This window comes from Kosakonia oryziphila (assembly GCF_900094795.1).
GTDB classification, from domain to species: domain Bacteria; phylum Pseudomonadota; class Gammaproteobacteria; order Enterobacterales; family Enterobacteriaceae; genus Kosakonia; species Kosakonia oryziphila.
Map to the genome: position 1 here is coordinate 12,124 of NZ_FMBC01000031.1, position 22,021 is coordinate 34,144.

Below are 22,021 nucleotides of genomic sequence, written 5' to 3' on the forward strand. Positions count from 1 at the left end.
CAATCAGGCGTTGTAGGCATTTTCGCCGTGGCTGTTAACATCCAGACCTTCGCGCTCTTGATCTTCCGGTACACGCAGGCCCACAGTCATGTCAGCCAGTTTGTAGCCGATAAAGGCCACGACGCCAGACCATACGATGGTGACTGCGATACTTTCCAACTGAACCAGTACCTGTTGACTCATAGTCACGCCTTGTGCATAACCGACGCCGCCCAGAGAAGTTGCGGCAAAAATACCGGTCAGGATACAACCGACGATACCGCACACGCCGTGTACACCAAACACATCACACGGATCGTCAACACGCAGCATACGTTTCAGAGCAGTAACACCCCACAGACCTGCCACACCTGAAATCAGACCCACAATCAGCGCGCCGCCGACACCAACATAACCACACGCAGGGGTGATGCCTACCAGACCTGCAATCGCGCCGGAACATGCACCCAGCAGGGATGGTTTGCCACGCAGCGCCCACTCGCCGAACACCCACGCAAGGATTGCACCAGCAGTCGCCACAACGGTATTCACGAAGGCCAGCCCGGCAATTTCGTTAGCAGCGCTTGCAGAACCCGCGTTGAAACCGAACCAACCCACATAGAGGATAGCGGTACCGGTAAAGACCATTGGCAGGTTATGCGGTTTGAACGCTTCTTTGCCAAAGCCCACACGTTTGCCAATCAGGTAAGCACCGACCAGGCCTGCAACAGCAGCGTTGATATGCACCACGGTACCGCCAGCAAAGTCCAGAGCGCCATGCGTTGCCAGCAAACCGCCACCCCAGACCATATGCGCAATTGGCACATAGGAGAGCGTCAGCCATACCACTACGAAAATCAGCACCGCAGAGAAGCGAATACGTTCCGCCAGCGCCCCAACAATCAGGCCCACGGTGATACAGGCGAAAGAACCCTGGAAAGCAACGTGGATATATTGGTAGATACTACCCATGACCGCAGTCAGTTGGATATTCTTCAGCATTACCCAGTTGAAGCTGCCGAAGAAGCTGTTGCCCTCGCCAAAAGCCAGAGAGTAGCCATAAACCACCCACAGAACGCATACCAGCGCGAAGGTGACAGCCACCTGCGTCAGCATGGAGAGCACGTTTTTACCGCGGATCAGGCCGCCGTAAAACAGCGCGATGCCCGGGATGCTCATAAACAGCACCAGCGCAGTAGAAATCATCATAAAGCCGTTATCTGCTTTATCTGCTACAGCGGGAGCCGCCATCGCCAGACCTGGCAGCAATGCCAGTGAAGCAAGACTTGTTTTTAATGTTGTGTTTTTCATTGTTCCAATCCCTATCACTGTGTGGCCAGCTATTACAGTGCCGCTTCGTCGGCTTCGCCGGTACGAATACGAATGACGCGTTGCAACTCAGCAACGAAAATTTTGCCGTCGCCAATTTTTCCGGTGTAGGCCGCTTTGCTGATCACATCGATCACTTCATCGAGCTGATCATCAGCAATTGCCACATCAATTTTCACTTTAGGCAGGAAATTGACGCTATATTCCGCACCGCGGTACAGCTCGGCATGACCTTTCTGACGCCCGAAACCTTTAACTTCAGTCACGGTCAGTCCTTGAATACCAATAGAAGACAGTGCTTCACGAACGTCTTCAAGTTTGAATGGTTTAATCACCACGGTAACCAGCTTCATAGATCCCCCTCCAGTCGAAATTCGATAATGGCCGCAGCTAACACGTAACAGATATTGCAAGCGGTGTGCCAACAATGAAAACGAGGAGAATTTCAGATTGTTAGTTCAGACAGGCCGGGAAAAGCGGAAAGGGAAAAATGCTGGCTCGCGATTCAGGCTGGCGCCAGAAAAGAAAAACGCACCATAGCAGTGCGTTTCGCGTTACTTTTTTGCACCAACAGAGAACTCTGTCGGTCGCATGCCTAATTTTGGTGCATCAGGCGATAAGCGACTCTTCGCGCGCGCTGGCCGCCAGTTCTTCCCCGGCCAGTTGCAGTTGATACATCTGCCAATAGCGCCCTTTCGCGGCCAACAATTGCTGGTGCGTCCCGTGCTCCACCGCATGCCCGCGATGTAACACAAGGATGGTTTCGGCCTCAACAATGGTCGATAAGCGGTGGGCGATCACCACCAATGTGGTCTGCTTACGCACCGCCGCCAGCGCATGCTGGATTGCCTGCTCGGTACCAGAGTCGATATTTGCCGTTGCCTCATCGAGGATCAGGATCGGCGGCGTATCAACCAGCACGCGCGCCAGCGCCAGCAGCTGTTTTTGCCCAACTGAGAGATTATTCCCCTGCTCGCCGAGCCGGGTATGAATACCCGCACTCATACCGCGCGCCAGTTCCGCCAGTTGTACTGTCTCCAGCGCCTGCCACACCTGCGCTTCGCTGATATCGCGCCCCAGCGTCACATTGGCGAAAAAGCTGTCCGCCAGTACCACCGGGTCCTGTTGCACCATCGCCACGCCTTTACGCAGCGCCGTATGGCTGAGTGCAGAGAGTGGCCTTCCGTCGAGGCGGATCTCGCCCTGTGTAAGCGGGTAGTAACCCATCAACAGGCTGGCAAGTGTGCTTTTTCCGCTGCCAGTATGCCCCACTAAAGCCACAAAGCTGCGTGGAGCAACCGACAGCGAAATATTCTGTAGCACCAGTTGATCGTCGCGATAGGCAAACGAAACATTCTCAATATCAATGGCGCCACTATGTAGCGGCGTATCATCGTAACCATAAGACTGGCGCGGACGATCCATCAGTTCGAACACTCGCTCGCCAGCGACAACAGCCTGCTGCAACATCGATTGCTGCGTCGTCAGCTCAATCAGAGGTTCATTCAGACGGCCAAGATAACTGATAAACGCATACAGCACGCCGACTTCTACCGTGCCTACGGAGGAGAAACCAAACAGCATCAGCAGCCCGCACAATACCAGCGCCGAGAAAAGACTTAGCAGCGGGCGCAACAGAAAACCGTCCAGCCGTAAAGTTTGCATGCGCGCAAGATAGTGGGAACGGCTGGCATCGCCCATACGTTCACCAAAGCGAGCCTGCTGGCGGAACTGCTGAATCACACTCATGCCGTTAATGATTTCGTTAAAGCCATCGTTAATGTCAGCAAGGTAAGCACGCATCCGGCGCACAATCGGCGTACTGAAGCGCTGATAGATCAGCATGACGATCAGCACCGCCGGGAAAATCGTCATCGCCACCAGCGCCATCCGCCAGTCCAGGCTGAACATGGCGAGCAGCATCGCGCCAATCAACGCAGCGCTGCGCAACACCGTCGCCACCACCGTGACATAAAGATCGCGGATCACTTCGGTGTCATTGGTCACGCGAGAGATAATCTGCCCGACTGGCTGAGTATCAAATTCGCTCAGCGGCTGGCGCAGCGCGGCGTCCATCACATCAGTACGCAGTTGTTGTACTACGCCGACCGCCGTCTGGTTAAACAGCAGCGACTGACGGTAGTGCAGTAACGCCGCCAGCAGTTGCAGGCCGACATAAACCGTAGCCAGGCCGGCAACCAGCGCAAGTGGCAGATAGCTTTTCGCCACCATGTTATCGATAAAGTAGCTGATCAGCGCCGGACCGGAGACTTCCGCAATCGCCGCAACCCATAGCATCAGCACCGCTTTGATTAACTGCTTGCGCCACGGTTTGCCATATACCAGCAGCCGTTTCAGCGTCGGCCACTGTCGTGAGAAATTACGCATCGTCTGCCTCCTGCGGTACGTCATTCAGGGCGGCTTCCAGTTGCTGGTAGCGATACATATCGCGATACCAACCCGGTTGGCGCGCAAGCTGTTCATGCTGGCCGCGCTGGGCAATATGTCCATGCTGCATAACTAAAATCTCACTGGCTTCCGTCAGCGCCGACAGGCGATGCGCGCTGATAATGACCGTGCGTCCTTCGCCCCACTGGCGCAGGTTATGCAAAATTTGATGTTCGGTACGGCCATCAACGGCCGACAACGCATCATCCAGGATCAGGATCTCGGCATTGAGCAGCAGTGCACGTGCAATAGAAATGCGCTGTTTTTGGCCACCGGAAAGCATCACGCCGCGCTCGCCTACTTCCGTATCATAGCCCTGCGGCAGACGCAGTATGTCGTCATGCACGCTGGCAAGCTTCGCTACATGTTCAATCTCTTCCTGTGTAGCGCCGGGTTTGCCTAAGGCAATATTATTGCCCACCGTATTGGAGAAGAGGAACGGCGTCTGATTCACTACCGCCAGACGGCTGCGCCAGGCATCCAGCTTCAATTGCTGAAGGGGAATATTGTGGAAACGAATATCTCCCTGCCCAACGTCAAAATGGCGCTGAATTAACGCCAGCAAGGTGGTTTTCCCGGCGCCGGTCGGCCCGCAGATACCCAGCATCTGGCCCGGCGTCAGCAGCGCGTTAACATTATTCAGCACTGCGGTTTCCGTTTGCGGATAGCGAAATTCACGGATAGCAATAGTCAGATTGCCGCGCCCTTCCGGCAACGGCTCACTGCCGTCATTCACTACCGGCGCTTCTGCCAGCATGTCGCGGATTCGGCTATAAGCGGCACTTCCGCGTTCCACGATATTAAACATCCACGCCAGCGCCAGCATTGGCCAAATCATCAACCCCAGATACATGGCAAAACTGGTGAGCTGGCCGAGCGTCAGCGTACCGTGGACAATCATCCAGCTACCGCCGCCAATCGCCAGCATGTTCGCCAGACCAATGGCAATGTAAATGGTTGGATCAAAACGCGCATCAACGCGGGCGACGCGCATATTTTTCTCCCCGGTGTCGGCGGCTTCCGTTGCAAACAGCGCCGACTGGCGATCCTCGAGGCCGAAAGCTTTGATCATGCGGATGCTGGTCATACTCTCCTGCGTACGATCATTAAGCGCGGAGAATGCGGCCTGCGCTAACTTAAAACGCTGGTGCAACTGATCGCCGTAACGCTTGATAACCAGCGCCATAATCGGCATCGGCAGTAGCGAGAGCAGCGTTAGTTGCCAACTGATTTGCGTCGACATCACCACCAGTACCACGCAGCCCATCACCAGCGAATCCACTAACGTCAACACACCTTCACCGGCAGCAAACACAACGCGATCAACGTCATTCGTTGCGCGCGCCATTAAATCACCGGTACGGTGACGCAGATAAAACTCCGGATGCTGGCGACTCAGCTGACGATAGAAATCTTCACGCAGCTCCACGGCCAGTTGATAAGAAGCGCCAAACAACCAGACGCGCCAGACATAACGCAGCAGATAGGTGACAATGGCAACCGCAACCAGTACGCCAATCCACATCCACACCTGTGATGTAGTGTAATGCTGTTCGGTTACGCCATCGACAATCACCCCCACCACTTTGGGCGGAATGAGTTGTAAGATAGCAATAATGATAAGTAAGGCCACTGCGCCAAGGTAGCGTTGCCACTCCCGGCGAAAGTACCAGCCTAACTGGGCAAATAATCGCACGCGGTTATATCCTGAAGGTGATTTTCCGGCTGTTGGTTTAGCCTAAGCGTTATTCAATGGGTAAAGCCGTGGTGTATTTTATCTGTTCCATGGCGAAGCTAGAAGTGACATCTGACAGCCCCGGCACGCTGTTCACTAGCTTCTTATAAAAGTCGTCATAGCGTTTCATATCTGCCACTTGCACACGTAGCAAATAATCATACTCCCCCGCCATGCGCCAGAAACCGAGCACTTCCGGCATTTGCGTCACTTCGCTGACAAAGCGGCAATACCAGTCGCTACTGTGGTGTTGTGTTTTAATCAGTACGAAGGCAGTCAAATTCAGCCCCAGTTTTTCTGCATCCAGCACGGCGACACGGCCGAGCAAAATCCCGTCGTCTTCCAGCCGCTTCAGACGTTTCCAGCAGGGAGTGGTGGTCAGATTAACGGCATCTGCCAGCGCCTGCAAAGAGAGTGAACAATCCTGTTGCAGTAGGGAGAGCAGCCTACGGTCAATTTTATCTAACATTTTAGAATCCAGGAGAATATTTTTCTCCTGATAGTCTAACACAAAGGCCAAATGGCAACCTTTTTTTCTTTTACTTTCGCTAGACTGGGCACAAAGTGACAAACGGATAACCGCCATGAATTGCAGTTGGGTAAAATACGCTATCAATGAAATTAACGCCGATGCACAGCGTTCTGCAGATACGCACCTTATTCGCCTGATGCTGTCGGCTTTTCCGGGGATCAATCTCTATCTGAAAGATGAAAGCACGCACCCTACCGGTAGCCTGAAACACCGGCTGGCGCGTTCATTGTTCCTGTATGGTTTGTGCAACGGTTGGATCAAAGAAAGCACGACCATTATTGAGGCCTCTTCCGGTTCAACCGCTGTCTCCGAAGCCTGGTTCGCGCGGTTGCTGGGGCTCCCCTTTATCGCGGTCATGCCTTACTGCACCGCTAAACGCAAAATCGAGCAGATAGAGTTTTATGGCGGTCGCTGCCACTTTGTTGACAGCGCGTGCGAGATCTATGCGGAATCGGAACGGCTGGCAAAAGAGCTGAACGGACATTACATGGATCAGTTTACGTTTGCTGAACGCGCGACCGACTGGCGCGGCAACAACAATATTGCCGACAGCATCTTCCGTCAGATGAAAAATGAACCGCATCCGGAGCCGGATTACATTGTGATGAGCGCAGGCACCGGCGGCACCTCAGCGACCATTGGCCGCTATATACGCTGTCAGGGTTATGGCACCCAATTGATGGTGGTGGACCCGGAAAACTCGGTGTTCCTTGATTACTGGCAGCAACGCGACGCCAGCCTGCGCAGTACGACAGGCAGCAAAATCGAAGGGATTGGCCGTCCGCGGGTGGAACCTTCTTTTATTGCCGACGTGGTGGACGAGCTGCTGCGGGTTCCCGATGCCGCCAGTGTGGCAACGGCGCAGTGGCTGGAAACGCAAATCGGCCGCAAAGTGGGCGCCTCCACCGGTACCAATATGTGGGGTGCGCTACAGCTCGCCGCACGGATGCGCGACGAAGGACGCAGCGGTTCTATCGTGACGCTACTGTGCGACAGCGGCGAGCGGTATCTGGAAACCTACTACAACCCGCAATGGGTGGCGACAAACATCGGCGATATCGATCCCTGCCGCGCGGAAATTGCCCGTCTGACAGCATAATAACCGGCTTAAAGCCGAAAGCTTTACGCAACCCTCAGCCTGGCTGGGGGTTTTCTATAGACAAAAAAAGCCGGGTGAAAACCCGGCTTGCTGGAAAAATCTTTTTCATTCGGGGGAATAAGGAAGATTAGGAGTGTCCAGCCAGTGCATCAAAAAGTGTGATACTGCCTGATTCTGGCAGTGCCCAATAACCGGTAAATGCGGTAACGCTTCCCGTAGCTGCGGCATAGCGTTGCCCATGATCATGCCGTGCCCCACGCTTTCAAGCATCTCTCTGTCATTCATCGCGTCGCCAAACGCCATGCAATCCTGCAACGTCAGCCCCAGCGACAGGCTCAGCACCGCCAGCGCGGAACCTTTGTTACAGCCTGTCGGCAGGATTTCCAGACAATCAGTGGCAGAAAAGCACAAGTGCGCACGCGCTCCCAGCGTCTCATTCAGCTGAATACGCAGGCGGCAGAGATCGTCATGATCGCCGACGAAACAAATCTTGGTCACATCGTGCGCTGGTAAGCGCTTAAGATCGGCCAGTTGATAGGTAAAACCGCTGAGTAGATGAGCTTCCAGCAACTCTGGCTGCGCATTATCCGTCAACCAACCGGAATCATTGAATACATGAATGGTCGCGCGGGTATCCCATGTGCTGTGCAGCACGAGATCCGCCACTTCCGGGTTCAGATCCTGGCGGAACAGTAGCTCGCCTTCTTGGGAATGGATGCGTGTCCCGTTACCGGTGATCAAAAAAGCATCCAGCGCCAGACTACTGATAAGGCTACGCATCTCCAGCGCGTGCCGCCCGGTAGCAAAAGTCAGGGTGATATTCCGTTCGCGCAGACGCTGGAGCACGGTGACCGTTCGTTCACCTAAACGGTGGTCGGGCATTAACAGGGTGCCATCCATGTCAAAAGCAGCCAAACGCGCCATCATCTTTTCTCCGGTTATGTCTTCTTCACAGTTGCGTTCCAGTATTACGTGAGATATACGGAAGTAATAGTGAATAGATGACAAATATTGTTCCGGGTTTATGCGACTCCTCAATCGACTCAATCAGTACCAACGCCTGTGGCAAATCTCTGCCGGGGAAACACAATCCACCAGCGTAACAGAGCTGGCGGCACACTGTTTTTGCAGCGATCGGCATATGCGCACGCTGCTGCGCCAGATGCAGGACGCTGGCTGGTTGCGCTGGCAATCACAATCCGGACGGGGTAAACGCGGTGAGTTACAGTTGCTGATCGCGCCAGAATCGATACGCAGTGAGATGCTCGAACAGGCGCTCAATAGCGGTCAGCAGCAGAACGCCCTGGCGCTGGCGCAAATTGCGCCTGACGATCTGCGCACGTTGTTGAATCCATTTCTCGGCGGCTTGTGGCAAAACGAAACGCCAACACTGCGCATCCCCTACTATCGCCCGCTTGATCCCCTCGTTCCGGGTTTTCTTCCCGGACGCGCGGAACAGCATCTTGCCGGGCAGATCTTCAGCGGCCTGACCCGTTTTGTCAGTCACAGCATTCAACCACAGGGCGATTTGGCACATCACTGGGATGTGAGCGCAGACGGCCTGTGCTGGCGGTTCCATTTGCATGCCACGCTGCACTGGCATAACGGCGATACCGTCACGGCCGCGCAGTTGCAGGAGAGCCTGCAACTGCTGCTGCAATTGCCTGCGTTGCAAAAGTTATTTTCCAGCGTCGCGGATATTGAAATCACGCATCCCTGGTGTCTGACATTCAAACTGCACCGTCCTGATTTCTGGCTGCCGTACCGTCTTGCCAGCTACGGCAGCCGTCTGGCGCATCCGCAGCAGCCCAGGGTCGGTACCGGGCCGTTTCGCCTGGTAACGTACAGCCGCGAGCTGGTCCGGCTGGAAAGCCACGACCATTATCATCTTGGACACCCATTCCTGAAGGCGGTGGAGTTCTGGATCACGCCACAATTGTTTGAGCAGGATTTAGGCACCAGTTGTCGACATCCGGTACAAATTGCCATTGGCGAGCCGGATGAGCTTCATCACCTGCAACCCGTCAGCAACGGCATCAGCCTTGGGTTTTGTTACCTTGCCCAGAGGCCTGGCGCGCGCCTCAGCCCGGCGCAGTCTCGCCGTCTGGTACAGATTATCCATCACACCTCACTGGTGCAGACGCTACCGCTTGACGAGAATTTGATCACGCCCAGCAGTGAGCTTTTACCCGGCTGGCAAATGCCTGAATGGCCAGCCGAACAGGCTCCGCTGCCAGCAAAACTCACCCTGCTCTACCATTTACCGGTAGAACTGCACATCATGGCGGAGCAACTCAGGCTTTATCTCGCCACACTTGGTTGCGAACTGACGGTCATTTTCCACGACAGTAAAAACTGGGATGGCTGCACCCAACTTGCTACTGCCGACCTGATGATGGGAGACAGGCTGATTGGCGAAACGCCGGAATATACCCTTGAGCAGTGGTTACGTTGCGACCCGCTATGGCCCAACCTGCTTAGTGCACCGCAGTTCGCGCATTTGCAGGCGACGCTGGATGCCGTGCAGCGCCAGGCAAATGAGCAGGAGCGTTACCAGGCGCTGCGTGATGTATTCGATACCCTGATGGATAATGCCACGCTTACACCGCTGTTTAATTACCAGTACCGTATCAGCGCACCGCCTGGTGTGGAAGGGATCCATCTGAATACGCGCGGCTGGTTTGACTTTGCCGAAGCATGGCTTCCCGCCCCAGCGCGGTGAAGAAGCTGGTCGCTGTTAGCGGCACGCGCTACCATAGCGCTTTATTCGCGATTGTCAGGAAGAATTATGAAACGTGCCGTTGTCGTGTTCAGTGGCGGACAAGACTCCACAACTTGCCTGGTGCAGGCATTGCAGCAGTATGACGAAGTGCATTGCGTCACCTTTGATTACGGTCAGCGCCACCGCGCAGAGATCGATGTGGCCCGCGAACTGGCGTTAACGCTGGGCGCCCGAGCGCATAAAGTGCTGGACGTCACCCTGCTCAATGAACTGGCGGTCAGCAGCCTGACACGCGACAGCATTCCGGTTCCGGACTACGAGCCTGATGCCACCGGTATTCCAAATACTTTCGTGCCGGGACGTAATATTCTGTTTCTGACACTGGCGGCGGTATATGCATATCAAGTACAGGCAGAAGCCGTGATCACCGGCGTTTGTGAAACCGACTTTTCCGGTTACCCGGATTGCCGCGATGAGTTTGTTAAAGCACTTAACCATGCGGTCAATCTCGGTCTGGCGAAAGATATCCGCTTTGAAACCCCGCTGATGTGGATCGATAAAGCCGAAACCTGGGCGCTGGCAGATTACTGGGGCAAATTGGATCTGGTACGCAGCGAAACGCTGACCTGTTATAACGGCATTAAAGGCGATGGCTGTGGTCATTGCGCAGCCTGCAACCTGCGCGCCAACGGCCTGCAACATTATCTGGCGGATAAAAGCGCCGTGATGGCAGCCATGAAACAGAAAACCGGATTGAAATAAAAGACACGAACCTGGGATTGTACCGGATGGGCACTAACGCTCATCCGGCCTGCAATCTTGTAGTGTGCGGTTTTGCTTTTTCCGGTTTTCGCCAGTCCGTTTTTAAGATTAATCGCCTGCGCGGATCATCTTCTCCAGTTTTTCCCGCAGTTCCCCTTCTAATGCCAGCGCCTTCTGTTTTTTCAGATCGATGCAGACAAATGTCACCAGCGCATCAGCAACCACCTCTCCTTCCGGTTCCAGTGTGACGACCTGGCTTAAGACGCCGCTTTTACCGTTGATCTGCTGTACATGGCTGGTGACAGTAAGCAAATCACCGAGCATCGCCGGACGGCGATAATTGATATTGATATTCACCACCACGAAAGCAATGTTATTGGCTGTCATCCATTTAAAGTTGTCATTATTTTCAAGCCCGTCCCAGCGAGCCTCTTCGAGAAACTCCAGATAGCGAGCATTATTCACGTGCTGGTAAACATCGAGATGAAAACCACGAACTTTGATTTGTGTCTGCATAGCGCTTTAACCTTTACCGTTTATTGTTATAGAGACAGAGAGATCATAACTGGTATGACCTCTCTATTCTGGCAAAGATTAGCGACTCCGCAAGCGCCTTACAGTTTCAAGTGCGCCAGATTACGTTCCACCAGCGTACCGCCCATACCGGGCACCTGCTTGAGGTCGTCGAGGGTTTTAAACGGGCCGTACTCATCGCGATAACTGACTATCGCCTGGGCTTTCTTGATACCGATGCCGTTCATCGCCTTCGCGAGTTCTTCCGCACTGGCGCTGTTAATACTTACCCGCGTACCGCCCCCCTCATCAGCGTTGGTTGCCATGTCCTGTACTTTTGCTTTTCCTGAGGAAGCGTTTTCATTTTTGCTCGGCGAGAGCGGTGCTTTCTCTGCGGTTACCGGGGCAGCCAGCGCACTGTAGCTCAGCGACGAGCAGGCAACGCCCAATGTAATAATCAGTGCTTTAATTCCATGTTTCATGCTGTTTTCTCCTTGTTTTTCAATGCAAGGCAACAATAAACAGAAGTCGGAATGTGGGCAAAGGACAAAACGCAGAAATGGAAAAGGCCGCGAAAGCGGCCTTTGTGATTTGCAAAATTTTGCTTTTTTTTGGGAGACGCTTCGCGCCTTTACCTATTACTGCTGTTCAGCGATCGTGCCGAGTTTGATTTTGGCTTCTTTGCGCAGGCTGCTCATCAGCGCTTCAAAAGCGATCTGCGCATTGTTCTGCGTGATGCCTTTAATCATCGCTTCTTTCTGTGCAGAAGGCATGGTACCGGCTTTTACTTCGTCCAGCGCCAGAATCACAACGTTACCCTGCTGATCGGTCGTCGAGCCGAAAGAGGGTTTGTCTTTTTCCGGCAACGGCAGGTTAAACGCAGACTGGCTTACCGGATCCTGACCTGTACGCGCCAACGTTTTCGCCTCGCCAAAGCTCAGACCAGCGGCTTTCAGTGCATCGTTACCTTTGCCCGCTTTCAGCTCAGCTACCAGTTTTTCTGCATCCAGCTTCGCCTGCTGCTCAGCTTTGTTGTGCTTCACAATGTCGGTAACTTGCGCTTTCACTTCAGCCAACGATTTGATGGCTTCCGCTTTGTGATCGGTGATACGCAGTACAAACGCACGATCGCCATCAACGGTGATGATATCGGAGTTGCTACCTGGCGCGCCGTTCTGCCCCACCAGACCGCCATTGAAAATCGCGTCAATCACCGGTTTGAAGTTCAGCTCTTCCGGCAGAGTATCGCGACCGAACCAGCCCGTTTGCACCGCTTTCGCCCCTGCGGCCTGTTCTGCACCAGCCAGAGATTCATTATCGTTGCTCGCCGCCTCGCTCACTTTCTGTTGCAGTGCATACCAGGCGTCCAGAGCTTTTTCCTGTTTCACTTTTGCAGCCAGTTCATCGCGCACTTCGCTGAGCGGTTTCACCTTCGCAGGCTGGATATCATCAAGACGCGCAACCAGGAAACCCACAGAAGATTTGATAACGCCGGAAAGCTGGCCTTTCTCTTTCAGGCCGGCATTTTTCAGTTCATCCGGCGTGGTGCTCTCTTCCAGCCAACCCATATCGCCGCCGTTGCGGGCAGAGATAATATCGGTGGATTTCGCTTTCGCGACGGTAGCGAAATCAGCGCCTTTATTCAGCTCATCCAGCACGGCTTTAGCGTCGTCTTCCGTTTTCGTCTGGATGACGCTGTAACGGTTACGCTGCGGCTGGGTGAACTGATCCTGATGCTGATCGTAGTAAGCCTGAATCTCAGCATCGCTGACATTTTCCTGCATCGCAGTAGCATCAAGTTTGATGTAGCTTACACGGAACTGCTCCGGTGCGATGAAACGGCTCTTGTTTTGATCGTAGTAGCTGGTCACTTCGTCATCGCTGGCGGTCTGTTTCGCTGCCAGCGCGTTCACATTAATCACTGCCTGGCGGACAACGCGCTGCTGGGCAACCAGTGCCGCCAGTTCGTCAGCCTCGCCTTTAAGCATAAAATCAGTACCGGCAACAGCGTTTATAAGTTGCTGGGTGGTTAACTGGTTACGCAGCGCCTGCGCGTACTGATCGGCGCTCATGCCCATCTGATTGATGATGGCATTAAAGCGGTTGTTGTCGAATTTGCCGTTAGCCTGGAAAGCCTGAGTGGAAAAAATAGCTTTCTTTACCTGCTCGTCGCTAATGCCAAGATGCAGCTTTTTGGCATATTGGTCCAGCAGCGCTTCATCAATCATGCGATTGAGCACTTGCTGGCGCAGGGATTTCATATAGCTTTCGTTGGCAGCCAGTTCAGAGAACTGATCGCCCAACTGCTGCGACATACGATTGCGCTCACTGGTCACCGCATTTTCAAACTGCGAACGGCTAATGTCCTGACCGTTAACTTCTGCGGCATAATTATTGTTACCGCCAATCAGGTAGTTACCCACGCCAGTCAAAATGAATGACACGATAATCAAACCCAGAATGATCTTGAGCACGACGTGATTCGCCGCCGCGCGTAAATTGTCCATCATGGTGTAACAACACTCCGCTGTAGGTGACTTTAGATCTCAGGCAGCAAGAGTTGCCCGCTGCGTGTAAGTGCGTATTTTGACAAGAAACCGGCGCAATTGTTAGCCCACAACGTGCAGAAACTCGTACAAAGTAAGAATTCGCAAATAAAAAAGGCACATCTCACGATGCACCTTGTGTTTTCTTACTCTCCCCACACGGGGAAAATAATCAGTTTACTGCGTCTTTCAGCGCTTTACCTGCGCGGAACCCAGGTACTTTAGCTGCAGCGATAGTGATTTCTTTGCCGGTCTGCGGGTTACGGCCAGTACGTGCAGCACGTTCTTTAACCGCGAAGGTACCGAAACCTACCAGTGCTACGTCGTCCCCGGATTTCAAAGATTCAGTAACAGAAGCAATTAAAGCATCTAACGCACGTCCTGCAGCAGCTTTGGAAATATCAGCACCTGCGGCAATCTTGTCAATCAGCTGAGATTTGTTCACTCTTCTCTTCCTCTCTTTATAATTTATATCGCACCTGAATCCTTCACAGCGCGACCGCGCAGCAGTTATATCAGGCCTGTCATGCCCTTACAACAGCAGTTGATGATGGCATACCCAACCAGCAATCTAAATTAGCTATACAAAAAAAGGCTGGCAAGTAAGAAATCACTCACCAGCCTTGTTTTTATCAACGCACTTTGCGCGAGGTCACTATTTTGCCATCACGACTTGCATACCAAAGGGTTCGTTCTGCAATGCAAGGCTGAGAACTTCTTCGATACGCTTAACCGGATGGATATCTAAATCGGCCACAACATTGTCTGGGATCTCTTCCAGGTCACGTTTGTTTTCGTAAGGAATCAGAACAGTCTTAATGCCCCCGCGGTGTGCCGCCAACAGTTTTTCCTTCAGACCTCCAATCGGCAGCACCTGGCCACGCAGGGTAATTTCACCCGTCATTGCCACGTCTGCGCGAACCGGGTTACCGGTCAGGCAGGAAACCAGCGCGGTACACATTGCAATCCCCGCGCTCGGGCCGTCTTTCGGTGTTGCGCCTTCCGGTACGTGAACGTGGATATCGCGTTTTTCGTAGAAATCGCCGTTAATGCCGAGTTTCTCCGCGCGAGCGCGAACAACGGTCAACGCCGCCTGGATAGATTCCTGCATCACTTCGCCGAGCGAACCGGTATATGTCAGCTTACCTTTGCCCGGAACGCTGGCGGTTTCAATGGTCAGCAGATCGCCACCCACTTCCGTCCACGCAAGGCCTGTCACCTGACCGACACGGTTTTCATCATCTGCACGACCATAATCAAAGCGCTGAACCCCCAGGTAGTCATGCAGGTTATCGCCGTTGATCTCAATGTGTTTCAGCGACGGATCCAGCAACAACTGTTTCACCGCCTTGCGGCACAGTTTGGAAATTTCGCGCTCCAGACCACGCACGCCAGCTTCACGGGTGTAGTAACGGATGATGCCGACGATTGCGCTGTCATCAACGGTCAATTCGCTCTCTTTCAGCGCGTTACGCTCAATCTGTTTAGTTAACAGGTGACGTTTTGCAATGTTCAGTTTTTCGTCTTCGGTGTAACCGGAAAGACGGATCACTTCCATACGATCCAGCAACGGTGCCGGAATGTTCATGGAGTTAGAGGTCGCAACAAACATTACATCGCTGAGATCGTAATCCACTTCCAGATAGTGATCGCTGAAAGCTACGTTCTGTTCCGGATCCAGCACCTCCAGCAGCGCCGAAGCCGGATCGCCGCGCATATCGGAGGACATTTTGTCGATCTCATCGAGCAGGAACAGTGGGTTTTTGACCCCCACTTTCGCCATCTTCTGGATCAGTTTGCCCGGCATAGAACCGATGTAGGTACGGCGGTGACCGCGAATTTCCGCTTCGTCACGCACACCACCCAGCGCCATGCGGATATATTTACGCCCGGTGGCTTTAGCAATGGATTGACCCAGAGAGGTTTTACCCACCCCTGGAGGCCCAACCAGGCACAGAATCGGCCCTTTAAGCTTGTTCATACGGCTCTGCACCGCAAGATACTCAAGGATACGGTCTTTCACACGTTCAAGGCCGTAATGGTCGGTATCAAGGATCTCCTGCGCCTGGCGAAGGTCTTTTTTGACCTTGCTGCGCGCGTTCCACGGAACCTGAACCATCCATTCGATATAGCCGCGCACGACGGTCGCTTCTGCAGACATTGGCGACATCATTTTCAGCTTCTGCAGCTCGGATTCGGCTTTCTCTTTCGCCTCTTTCGGCATTTTTGCCGCATCGATTTTGCGTTTCAGCGCTTCGTTTTCATCTGGTGCATCATCCATTTCACCCAGCTCTTTCTGAATGGCTTTCATTTGCTCATTCAAGTAGTACTCACGCTGGGATTTTTCCATCTGCTTTTTAACGCGGTTGCGAATGCGTTTCTCAACCTGAAGCAGATCGATTTCGGATTCCATCATCGCCATCAGATATTCCAGACGTTCATTAACGTCGGACATTTCCAGAACAGACTGTTTATCCGCCAGTTTCAGCGGCATATGGGCAGCGATGGTATCAGCCAGACGTGCGGGATCGTCAATGCTGTTCAGCGAAGTCAGCACTTCTGGCGGGATTTTTTTATTCAGTTTGATATAGCCTTCAAACTGGCTGATTGCCGTACGTACCAGCACTTCCTGCTCACGCTCGTCGATAACCGGCGAGTCAAGATATTCCGCTTTGGCAGAGAAGTGCTCGCCATCATCGGCAAGCGTGGTAATGCGCGCGCGCTGTAGCCCCTCGACCAGCACTTTTACAGTGCCATCAGGCAGCTTCAACATCTGCAGAATAGACGCCACGGTCCCGACGGTGAAAAGATCGTTTACACCCGGCTCATCCGTTGATGCTTCTTTCTGCGCAACCAGCATGATTTTTTTATCATGGTCCATGGCCGCTTCCAGACAACGGATCGATTTTTCCCGTCCAACAAATAAGGGAATGACCATGTGCGGATAAACCACCACATCGCGCAACGGCAATACGGGGATTTCAATGCGTTCAGAACGCTCAGGATTCATAGAGCTCTCTCTTAGTTTAAAGTCCGCCAGGTAATCAGGTGACGTGACTGTGCAACACGCACCATTAACATGTAAAGCAGTATATGGGGATGTTTCCCACACATTCAACGGCGGGAATAGGGAAAAATAAAAGGGAGATAAAATCTCCCTTTTTTGGTTAACTGATTGTAAGAGTTGGTGAATTATTCACCAGATGCCTGCTGAGCTTCCGGCTTGCCGTAAATCAGCAGCGGTTTGCTTTGGCCTGCGATAACCGACTCGTCGATGACCACTTTCTCAACGTCTTCCAGCGACGGCAGATCGTACATGGTATCAAGCAGAGCAGCTTCTACAATTGAACGCAGACCACGCGCGCCGGTTTTGCGCACCATGGCCTTCCTGGCGATCGCATCCAGCGCTTCGTCGCGGAATTCAAGATCCACGCCTTCAAGATTAAACAGCGCCTGATACTGCTTGGTCAGCGCATTTTTCGGCTCTTTCAGGATTTGAATAAGCGCTTCTTCGCTCAGCTCGCTCAGCGTTGCCACCACTGGCAGACGACCGATGAATTCAGGAATCAGACCAAATTTGATCAAATCTTCCGGTTCAACCTGCGCCAGCAGTTCGCCTTCGTTAGCTTTTTCAGATTTGCCTTTCACCGTCGCGCCGAAGCCAATACCCGACCCGGTTTCAACGCGGTGAGAAATCACTTTGTCGAGACCCGCAAATGCACCGCCGCAAATGAACAGGATTTTCGAGGTATCCACCTGCAAAAATTCCTGCTGCGGATGCTTACGGCCACCCTGCGGCGGAACCGCAGCCACGGTACCTTCGATCAATTTCAGCAACGCCTGCTGCACGCCTTCACCGGAAACATCACGCGTAATTGACGGGTTATCGGATTTACGGGAGATCTTGTCGATCTCATCGATGTAAACAATCCCGCGCTGCGCTTTCTGCACATCGTAATCGCATTTTTGCAGCAGTTTCTGAATGATGTTTTCGACGTCTTCCCCCACGTAACCGGCTTCGGTCAGCGTAGTGGCATCCGCCATAGTGAATGGCACATCCAGCAAACGCGCCAACGTTTCAGCCAGCAGCGTCTTACCGGAACCGGTCGGCCCAATCAGCAGAATGTTACTTTTGCCCAGTTCAATGCCGTTGCTGGTATCGCCATTGCGCAGGCGTTTGTAGTGGTTATAGACCGCCACTGCCAGCACTTTTTTCGCCTGTTCCTGGCCAATAACATAATCATCAAGATGGTGGCGGATTTCATGCGGGGTCGGCAGCGCGCTGCGCTCACGATGCGGCGCAACTTCTTTAATCTCTTCGCGAATAATGTCGTTACACAGGTCCACACATTCGTCGCAGATATACACGGACGGCCCGGCGATCAGCTTACGCACTTCATGCTGGCTTTTGCCGCAAAAAGAGCAATACAACAGTTTGCCCGAACCATCTTTGCGTTTATCTGTCATGAGTCAAAACCTCTTAATCTGTTCTTTGTGCCGCACATGACGACGCAAATGCCATTCCAGGCGCAAAACGTTACTCAAGCATGATGCCGCTTGTGCATCATATAGTATAGCGGCACATGCAATCTGAGCATTAGTTACGATGGGTTAAAATTGAGTCAACCAGGCCGTAATCCACGGCTTCTTGTGCAGCAAGGAAGCGGTCACGCTCGGTATCACGTTCAATTTGCTCTAAAGATTGACCCGTGTGATACGCCATAAGTTCATTCATACGGCCTTTCACTTTCAGGATTTCACGGGCGTGAATTTCGATATCCGTCGCCTGCCCCTGATAGCCACCCAGCGGCTGGTGAATCATCACACGTGAATTTGGCAGGCAGAAACGCTTGCCTTTTGCGCCCGCCGTCAGCAGGAATGCGCCCATCGAGGCGGCCTGGCCCATACAAATGGTGCTGACGTCCGGCTTAATAAATTGCATGGTGTCGTAAATCGACATCCCGGCAGTAATCACGCCGCCCGGAGAGTTAATATACAGGTAAATGTCTTTTTCCGGATTTTCCGCTTCCAGAAAGAGCATTTGAGCCACAATCAGGTTTGCCATATGGTCTTCGACCTGGCCGGTGAGAAAAATCACGCGTTCCTTGAGAAGACGGGAGTAGATATCGAAAGAGCGCTCACCGCGTGAGGTCTGTTCAATAACCATTGGCACCAGAGCCATATGGGGTGCAAAGTTATCTCGTTCGCCACTGTATGACATTTCCGTCTCCTGGATAAAAAAATAAACTAACCTGCTGTACTGATTGTACTTGAGTGAGCGGGATCTGACTATGACCCCTCACGGACGGATTATCAGCCAGAGCCTGTACTGCCAATACCACCTTTAGTGGGGATGACCAAGCCTGTTTTCAAGCATAACAATCTTTTGCTGTTACGCTAACACTGAAACGCTCTTTTAGCACACATCTGTCAATGTCAATATGATAAAAAAAGCCCGCCACCAGCAGGTGACGGGCCTTTACATTTTGCTAACGCTGAAGCCGATTAAGCCTGTTGGTTCATCAGTTCGTTAAAGGAAGTGGCTTTCTCTGTCACTTTCGCTTTTTCCAGAACCGCTTCAACCGCTTGTTCTTCCAGCGCTACGTTACGCATGTTGTCCATCAGCTCTTTGTTTTTGCCGTAGAACTCGATCACTTCATTCGGATCTTCGTAAGCAGACGCCATCTCTTCGATCAGGCCTTTTACGCGTTCTTCGTCAGCTTTCAGCTCGTGGGTACGAATCACTTCGCCCAGCAGCAGACCAACGACAACACGGCGTTTTGCCTGCTCTTCGAACAGCTCACGCGGCAGTTCCAGAGCCTGTTTCTCGTTACCACCGAAACGCTGTGCAGCCTGACGACGCAGAACGTCGATTTCGCTGTCGATCAGTGCAGCAGGAACGTCAATCTCATTCGCTTTCACCAGGCCTTCAATCGCCTGAGATTTAACACGGTTACGCACTGCGCCTTTCAGCTCGCGTTCCATATTTTTACGCACTTCAGCGCGCAGGCCAGCAACAGAACCATCTTCAACGCCGAAACGCTTGATGAACTCTTCAGTCAGTTCCGGCAGCTCACGCTCTTCAACTTTCTTCAGGTTGATGACGAACTTCGCCGCTTTACCTTTCAGATTTTCTGCGTGGTATTCTTCCGGGAAAGTCACGTCAATGGTGAACTCTTCACCCGCTTTGTGACCTTTGATACCGTCTTCAAAGCCCGGAATCATACGCCCCTGGCCCATAGCCAGTACGAAATCAGTCGCTTTGCCGCCTTCGAACTCTTCGCCGTCAACAGAACCGGAGAAATCAACAGTTACGCGATCTTCTGCATCAGCAGCACCGTCTTTGTCTTTCCAGGTCGCCTGCTGCTTACGCAGGGTGTCCAGCATGGTATCGACATCCGCGTCGGTCACTTCAACAACCGGTTTTTCAACTTCAATGGTGTCCAGCGCTTTCAGTTCAACTTCCGGATACACTTCGAACTCTACAGCGTAGCTGAAGTCTTCGCCCAATTTGTATTCGCCCGGAACATAGTTCGGTGCGCCAGCCGGATTGATTTTTTCCTGAATGATCGCGTCGATAAAGTTGCGGCTCATCAGGTCGCCCAGCACATCCTGGCGAACAGAAGCGCCATAACGCTGAGCAACGACGTTCATCGGTACTTTACCCTTACGGAAGCCGTCAATACGCACTTTCTTCGCTACGTTGACCAGCTCGCTCTTCACAGCGGTCTCGATGCTGTCAGCAGCGATTGTAATCGTTACACGGCGCCCAAGGCCCTGAGTGGTTTCAACTGAAACTTGCATCTTGTTACCTCAAAAAATCACAGTGCTCGGTCAACTCTACTCTGCGAAGCAAACCCTTTCGCTTTGCAGAACCGGGATGTTCTCTTCAATCAGAAAACACATTCCCTGTCGTCAGAAGCATCCCGAAGACATTCCGAAAAATAAGACGCAGCATTATAGCGGCATCACAGATATGAGTCGAGAAGGGGAATGGCGCAATGATGCGTCATTTTTCACACTTCTGAAGCAATTTTGCTCAAAAAATTGCGTTTCCCGCTCAAAATTCAGGCAAAACAAAACGGCCCGCAGGCCGTTTTTACATAATCTGCATGCAACATACTGGAAAAGTTCAGACAGTTGCAACCTGGTTTTCTAAGCGATGCTTCCGGTGCCCCGACATGCAGGCGAGGTCAGGAGGGTGTCCTGCAAACCTTCCCACTCTTTGAGCGTGTAAGTATGCAGCGCAAGTGCATGAATTGTCGTTGCCAGTTCATCAGTCAACGTACCGTAAATCATGCGATGGCGATTAAGAAAACGTTCTCCAATAAAGCGGTCGCTTACCAGCACCACTTTGAAATGGCTTTCGGAACCCGCCGGAACGTTGTGACGGTAACTTTCATCTACGACTTCAAGTAATACAGGCTCGAATGCCGCTTTCAATTTTGCTTCTATCTGTTCACGCATCATCATGATGTTACGCCTCCGACAACGCTGAGATGCCAGCCATCTCTTTAAATGTTAGCCGCTTTTACCGTTTTAATAACAATAAAACAACAAAAATTAGCGTTCGTCTGATTTGCCCGCTCAACGCGATGAACTCTTCTAAAAGGCGGCTGATTTTTGCCATCCCGCTTCAACAACATGTTTTTTGATGCTGAAAAAAGACAAGGCGATGAATTTACATACGTTGAGGACTTCCCCTTAACAGCGGCGATGTTATGATGGCGAGAATTTTTCCCCAAACGCTTACGATCCCTTGAGAGCCTGAACATGTTTAAAAAACTACTCTTCCCGTTGGTCGCTTTATTTATGCTGGCTGGGTGCGCTACCTCGCCAACAACGCTTGAAGTTTCACCGAAAATCACCCTGCCGCAGCAGGATCCGAGCCTGATGGGCGTGACCGTAAGCATTACCGGTGCCGATCAACGTCAGGACCAGGCACTGGCGAAAGTAACGCGTGACAATCAACTGGTCACCTTAACCGCCTCCCGCGATCTGCGTTTCCTGCTACAGGAAGTGCTGGAGAAACAGATGACGGCGCGCGGCTATATGATCGGGCCGAACGGCGCGGTAAACCTGCAAATTATTGTTAACCAACTGTATGCCGATGTTTCTCAGGGCAACGTGCGTTACAACATCGCCACCAAAGCGGATATCGCCATCATTGCCACCGCAGCTAATGGCAACAAGATGACGAAAAACTACCGTGCCAGCTATAACGTTGAAGGCGCTTTCCAGGCGACTAACGACAAAATCACTACCGCAGTTAACAGCGTGCTGAGCGACACTATCGCGGATATGTCTCAGGACACCAGCATCCACGATTTCATTAAGCAAAACGCCCACTAATTGC

General features: G+C 52.6%; 19 protein-coding genes. 4 read left to right on the forward strand and 15 right to left on the reverse strand.

Translation table 11 applies throughout. The annotated features are described in order from the left end of the window. Positions 1-3: 3 nt before the first annotated feature. The 5 genes from amtB to GA0061070_RS15130 form a co-directional block, all read right to left on the reverse strand. Positions 4-1,290, reverse strand: coding sequence for an ammonium transporter AmtB (amtB, locus tag GA0061070_RS15110; RefSeq protein WP_090136893.1), 1,287 nt, complete (start codon positions 1,288-1,290; stop codon positions 4-6). A gap of 32 nt (positions 1,291-1,322) precedes the next feature. Continuing rightward, positions 1,323-1,661, reverse strand: a complete 339-nt coding sequence (gene glnK / locus GA0061070_RS15115; RefSeq protein ID WP_002891893.1) for a P-II family nitrogen regulator — start codon at positions 1,659-1,661, stop codon at positions 1,323-1,325. A gap of 256 nt (positions 1,662-1,917) precedes the next feature. Then, a complete protein-coding gene (locus GA0061070_RS15120; RefSeq protein WP_090136894.1) occupies positions 1,918-3,696 on the reverse strand; it encodes a SmdB family multidrug efflux ABC transporter permease/ATP-binding protein in 1,779 nt (592 codons plus the stop codon). Next, positions 3,689-5,452: a SmdA family multidrug ABC transporter permease/ATP-binding protein gene (locus tag GA0061070_RS15125; RefSeq protein WP_090136895.1), complete on the reverse strand. Its 1,764-nt coding sequence runs from the start codon at positions 5,450-5,452 to the stop codon at positions 3,689-3,691. The genes GA0061070_RS15120 and GA0061070_RS15125 overlap by 8 nt, the downstream gene beginning before the upstream one ends. Before the next feature lie 49 nt (positions 5,453-5,501). Next, entirely contained in the window at positions 5,502-5,960 is a 459-nt protein-coding gene (locus GA0061070_RS15130; RefSeq protein ID WP_090136896.1) for an Lrp/AsnC family transcriptional regulator, read from the reverse strand. Positions 5,961-6,075: 115 nt separating this feature from the next. On the opposite strand from GA0061070_RS15130, the gene GA0061070_RS15135 reads away from it, so the two are divergent. Beyond that, positions 6,076-7,122 carry a PLP-dependent cysteine synthase family protein gene (locus GA0061070_RS15135; RefSeq protein WP_090136897.1) on the forward strand — a complete coding sequence of 349 codons (1,047 nt, stop codon included), beginning with the start codon at positions 6,076-6,078 and terminating at the stop codon, positions 7,120-7,122. A 105-nt stretch (positions 7,123-7,227) separates the two neighbouring features. Here GA0061070_RS15135 and cof read toward each other — a convergent pair whose 3' ends face one another. Then, the gene (gene cof / locus GA0061070_RS15140; RefSeq protein ID WP_090136932.1) at positions 7,228-8,046 is read right to left on the reverse strand and encodes an HMP-PP phosphatase; all 819 of its coding nucleotides are present in this window, start codon (positions 8,044-8,046) and stop codon (positions 7,228-7,230) included. Positions 8,047-8,146: 100 nt separating this feature from the next. On the opposite strand from cof, the gene GA0061070_RS15145 reads away from it, so the two are divergent. Both GA0061070_RS15145 and queC read left to right on the forward strand, forming a co-directional pair. Beyond that, positions 8,147-9,844, forward strand: coding sequence for an SgrR family transcriptional regulator (locus GA0061070_RS15145; RefSeq protein ID WP_090136898.1), 1,698 nt, complete (start codon positions 8,147-8,149; stop codon positions 9,842-9,844). A gap of 66 nt (positions 9,845-9,910) precedes the next feature. After that, a complete protein-coding gene (gene queC, locus GA0061070_RS15150; RefSeq protein ID WP_090136899.1) occupies positions 9,911-10,606 on the forward strand; it encodes a 7-cyano-7-deazaguanine synthase QueC in 696 nt (231 codons plus the stop codon). A gap of 108 nt (positions 10,607-10,714) precedes the next feature. On the opposite strand, the gene GA0061070_RS15155 is transcribed toward queC, so the two are convergent. The 9 genes from GA0061070_RS15155 to bolA all read right to left on the reverse strand — a co-directional run bounded on the left by GA0061070_RS15155 (position 10,715) and on the right by bolA (position 21,138). Next, positions 10,715-11,122, reverse strand: a complete 408-nt coding sequence (locus tag GA0061070_RS15155) for a YbgC/FadM family acyl-CoA thioesterase (RefSeq protein ID WP_090136900.1) — start codon at positions 11,120-11,122, stop codon at positions 10,715-10,717. A gap of 98 nt (positions 11,123-11,220) precedes the next feature. Continuing rightward, the gene (locus tag GA0061070_RS15160) at positions 11,221-11,601 is read right to left on the reverse strand and encodes a helix-hairpin-helix domain-containing protein (protein ID WP_090136901.1); all 381 of its coding nucleotides are present in this window, start codon (positions 11,599-11,601) and stop codon (positions 11,221-11,223) included. Between the two features lie 156 nt (positions 11,602-11,757). Beyond that, positions 11,758-13,629 (reverse strand): peptidylprolyl isomerase, encoded by a 1,872-nt coding sequence (gene ppiD / locus GA0061070_RS15165; protein WP_090136902.1) that lies wholly within the window; start codon positions 13,627-13,629, stop codon positions 11,758-11,760. 208 nt (positions 13,630-13,837) lie between these two features. After that, positions 13,838-14,110 carry a nucleoid-associated protein HU-beta gene (gene hupB, locus GA0061070_RS15170; protein ID WP_007373541.1) on the reverse strand — a complete coding sequence of 91 codons (273 nt, stop codon included), beginning with the start codon at positions 14,108-14,110 and terminating at the stop codon, positions 13,838-13,840. Positions 14,111-14,320: 210 nt separating this feature from the next. Further along, entirely contained in the window at positions 14,321-16,675 is a 2,355-nt protein-coding gene (lon, locus tag GA0061070_RS15175; protein WP_090136903.1) for an endopeptidase La, read from the reverse strand. A gap of 182 nt (positions 16,676-16,857) precedes the next feature. Further along, complete coding sequence (gene clpX / locus GA0061070_RS15180; protein WP_090136904.1) at positions 16,858-18,132, reverse strand: ATP-dependent protease ATP-binding subunit ClpX; 1,275 nt, start codon at positions 18,130-18,132, stop codon at positions 16,858-16,860. A gap of 130 nt (positions 18,133-18,262) precedes the next feature. Next, positions 18,263-18,886, reverse strand: coding sequence for an ATP-dependent Clp endopeptidase proteolytic subunit ClpP (clpP, locus tag GA0061070_RS15185; RefSeq protein ID WP_090118394.1), 624 nt, complete (start codon positions 18,884-18,886; stop codon positions 18,263-18,265). 284 nt (positions 18,887-19,170) lie between these two features. Next, complete coding sequence (gene tig, locus GA0061070_RS15190; protein ID WP_090136905.1) at positions 19,171-20,469, reverse strand: trigger factor; 1,299 nt, start codon at positions 20,467-20,469, stop codon at positions 19,171-19,173. Between the two features lie 351 nt (positions 20,470-20,820). Beyond that, positions 20,821-21,138 (reverse strand): transcriptional regulator BolA, encoded by a 318-nt coding sequence (bolA, locus tag GA0061070_RS15200; RefSeq protein ID WP_090136907.1) that lies wholly within the window; start codon positions 21,136-21,138, stop codon positions 20,821-20,823. Positions 21,139-21,438: 300 nt separating this feature from the next. Between bolA and GA0061070_RS15205 the strand changes: the two genes are divergently transcribed. Beyond that, positions 21,439-22,017, forward strand: a complete 579-nt coding sequence (locus GA0061070_RS15205) for a lipoprotein (protein ID WP_090136908.1) — start codon at positions 21,439-21,441, stop codon at positions 22,015-22,017. Positions 22,018-22,021 lie beyond the last annotated feature (4 nt).

Bases quoted from the DNA above. Each gene is read 5' to 3' on its own strand.
- amtB (WP_090136893.1), bottom strand. From the start codon at position 1,290: ATGAAAAACACAACATTAAAAACAAGTCTTGCTTCACTGGCATTGCTG.
- glnK (WP_002891893.1), bottom strand. From the start codon at position 1,661: ATGAAGCTGGTTACCGTGGTGATTAAACCATTCAAACTTGAAGACGTT.
- GA0061070_RS15120 (WP_090136894.1), bottom strand. From the start codon at position 3,696: ATGCGTAATTTCTCACGACAGTGGCCGACGCTGAAACGGCTGCTGGTA.
- GA0061070_RS15130 (WP_090136896.1), bottom strand. From the start codon at position 5,960: ATGTTAGATAAAATTGACCGTAGGCTGCTCTCCCTACTGCAACAGGAT.
- GA0061070_RS15135 (WP_090136897.1), top strand. From the start codon at position 6,076: ATGAATTGCAGTTGGGTAAAATACGCTATCAATGAAATTAACGCCGAT.
- cof (WP_090136932.1), bottom strand. From the start codon at position 8,046: ATGGCGCGTTTGGCTGCTTTTGACATGGATGGCACCCTGTTAATGCCC.
- GA0061070_RS15145 (WP_090136898.1), top strand. From the start codon at position 8,147: ATGCGACTCCTCAATCGACTCAATCAGTACCAACGCCTGTGGCAAATC.
- queC (WP_090136899.1), top strand. From the start codon at position 9,911: ATGAAACGTGCCGTTGTCGTGTTCAGTGGCGGACAAGACTCCACAACT.
- GA0061070_RS15155 (WP_090136900.1), bottom strand. From the start codon at position 11,122: ATGCAGACACAAATCAAAGTTCGTGGTTTTCATCTCGATGTTTACCAG.
- GA0061070_RS15160 (WP_090136901.1), bottom strand. From the start codon at position 11,601: ATGAAACATGGAATTAAAGCACTGATTATTACATTGGGCGTTGCCTGC.
- ppiD (WP_090136902.1), bottom strand. From the start codon at position 13,629: ATGATGGACAATTTACGCGCGGCGGCGAATCACGTCGTGCTCAAGATC.
- lon (WP_090136903.1), bottom strand. From the start codon at position 16,675: ATGAATCCTGAGCGTTCTGAACGCATTGAAATCCCCGTATTGCCGTTG.
- clpX (WP_090136904.1), bottom strand. From the start codon at position 18,132: ATGACAGATAAACGCAAAGATGGTTCGGGCAAACTGTTGTATTGCTCT.
- clpP (WP_090118394.1), bottom strand. From the start codon at position 18,886: ATGTCATACAGTGGCGAACGAGATAACTTTGCACCCCATATGGCTCTG.
- tig (WP_090136905.1), bottom strand. From the start codon at position 20,469: ATGCAAGTTTCAGTTGAAACCACTCAGGGCCTTGGGCGCCGTGTAACG.
- bolA (WP_090136907.1), bottom strand. From the start codon at position 21,138: ATGATGATGCGTGAACAGATAGAAGCAAAATTGAAAGCGGCATTCGAG.
- GA0061070_RS15205 (WP_090136908.1), top strand. From the start codon at position 21,439: ATGTTTAAAAAACTACTCTTCCCGTTGGTCGCTTTATTTATGCTGGCT.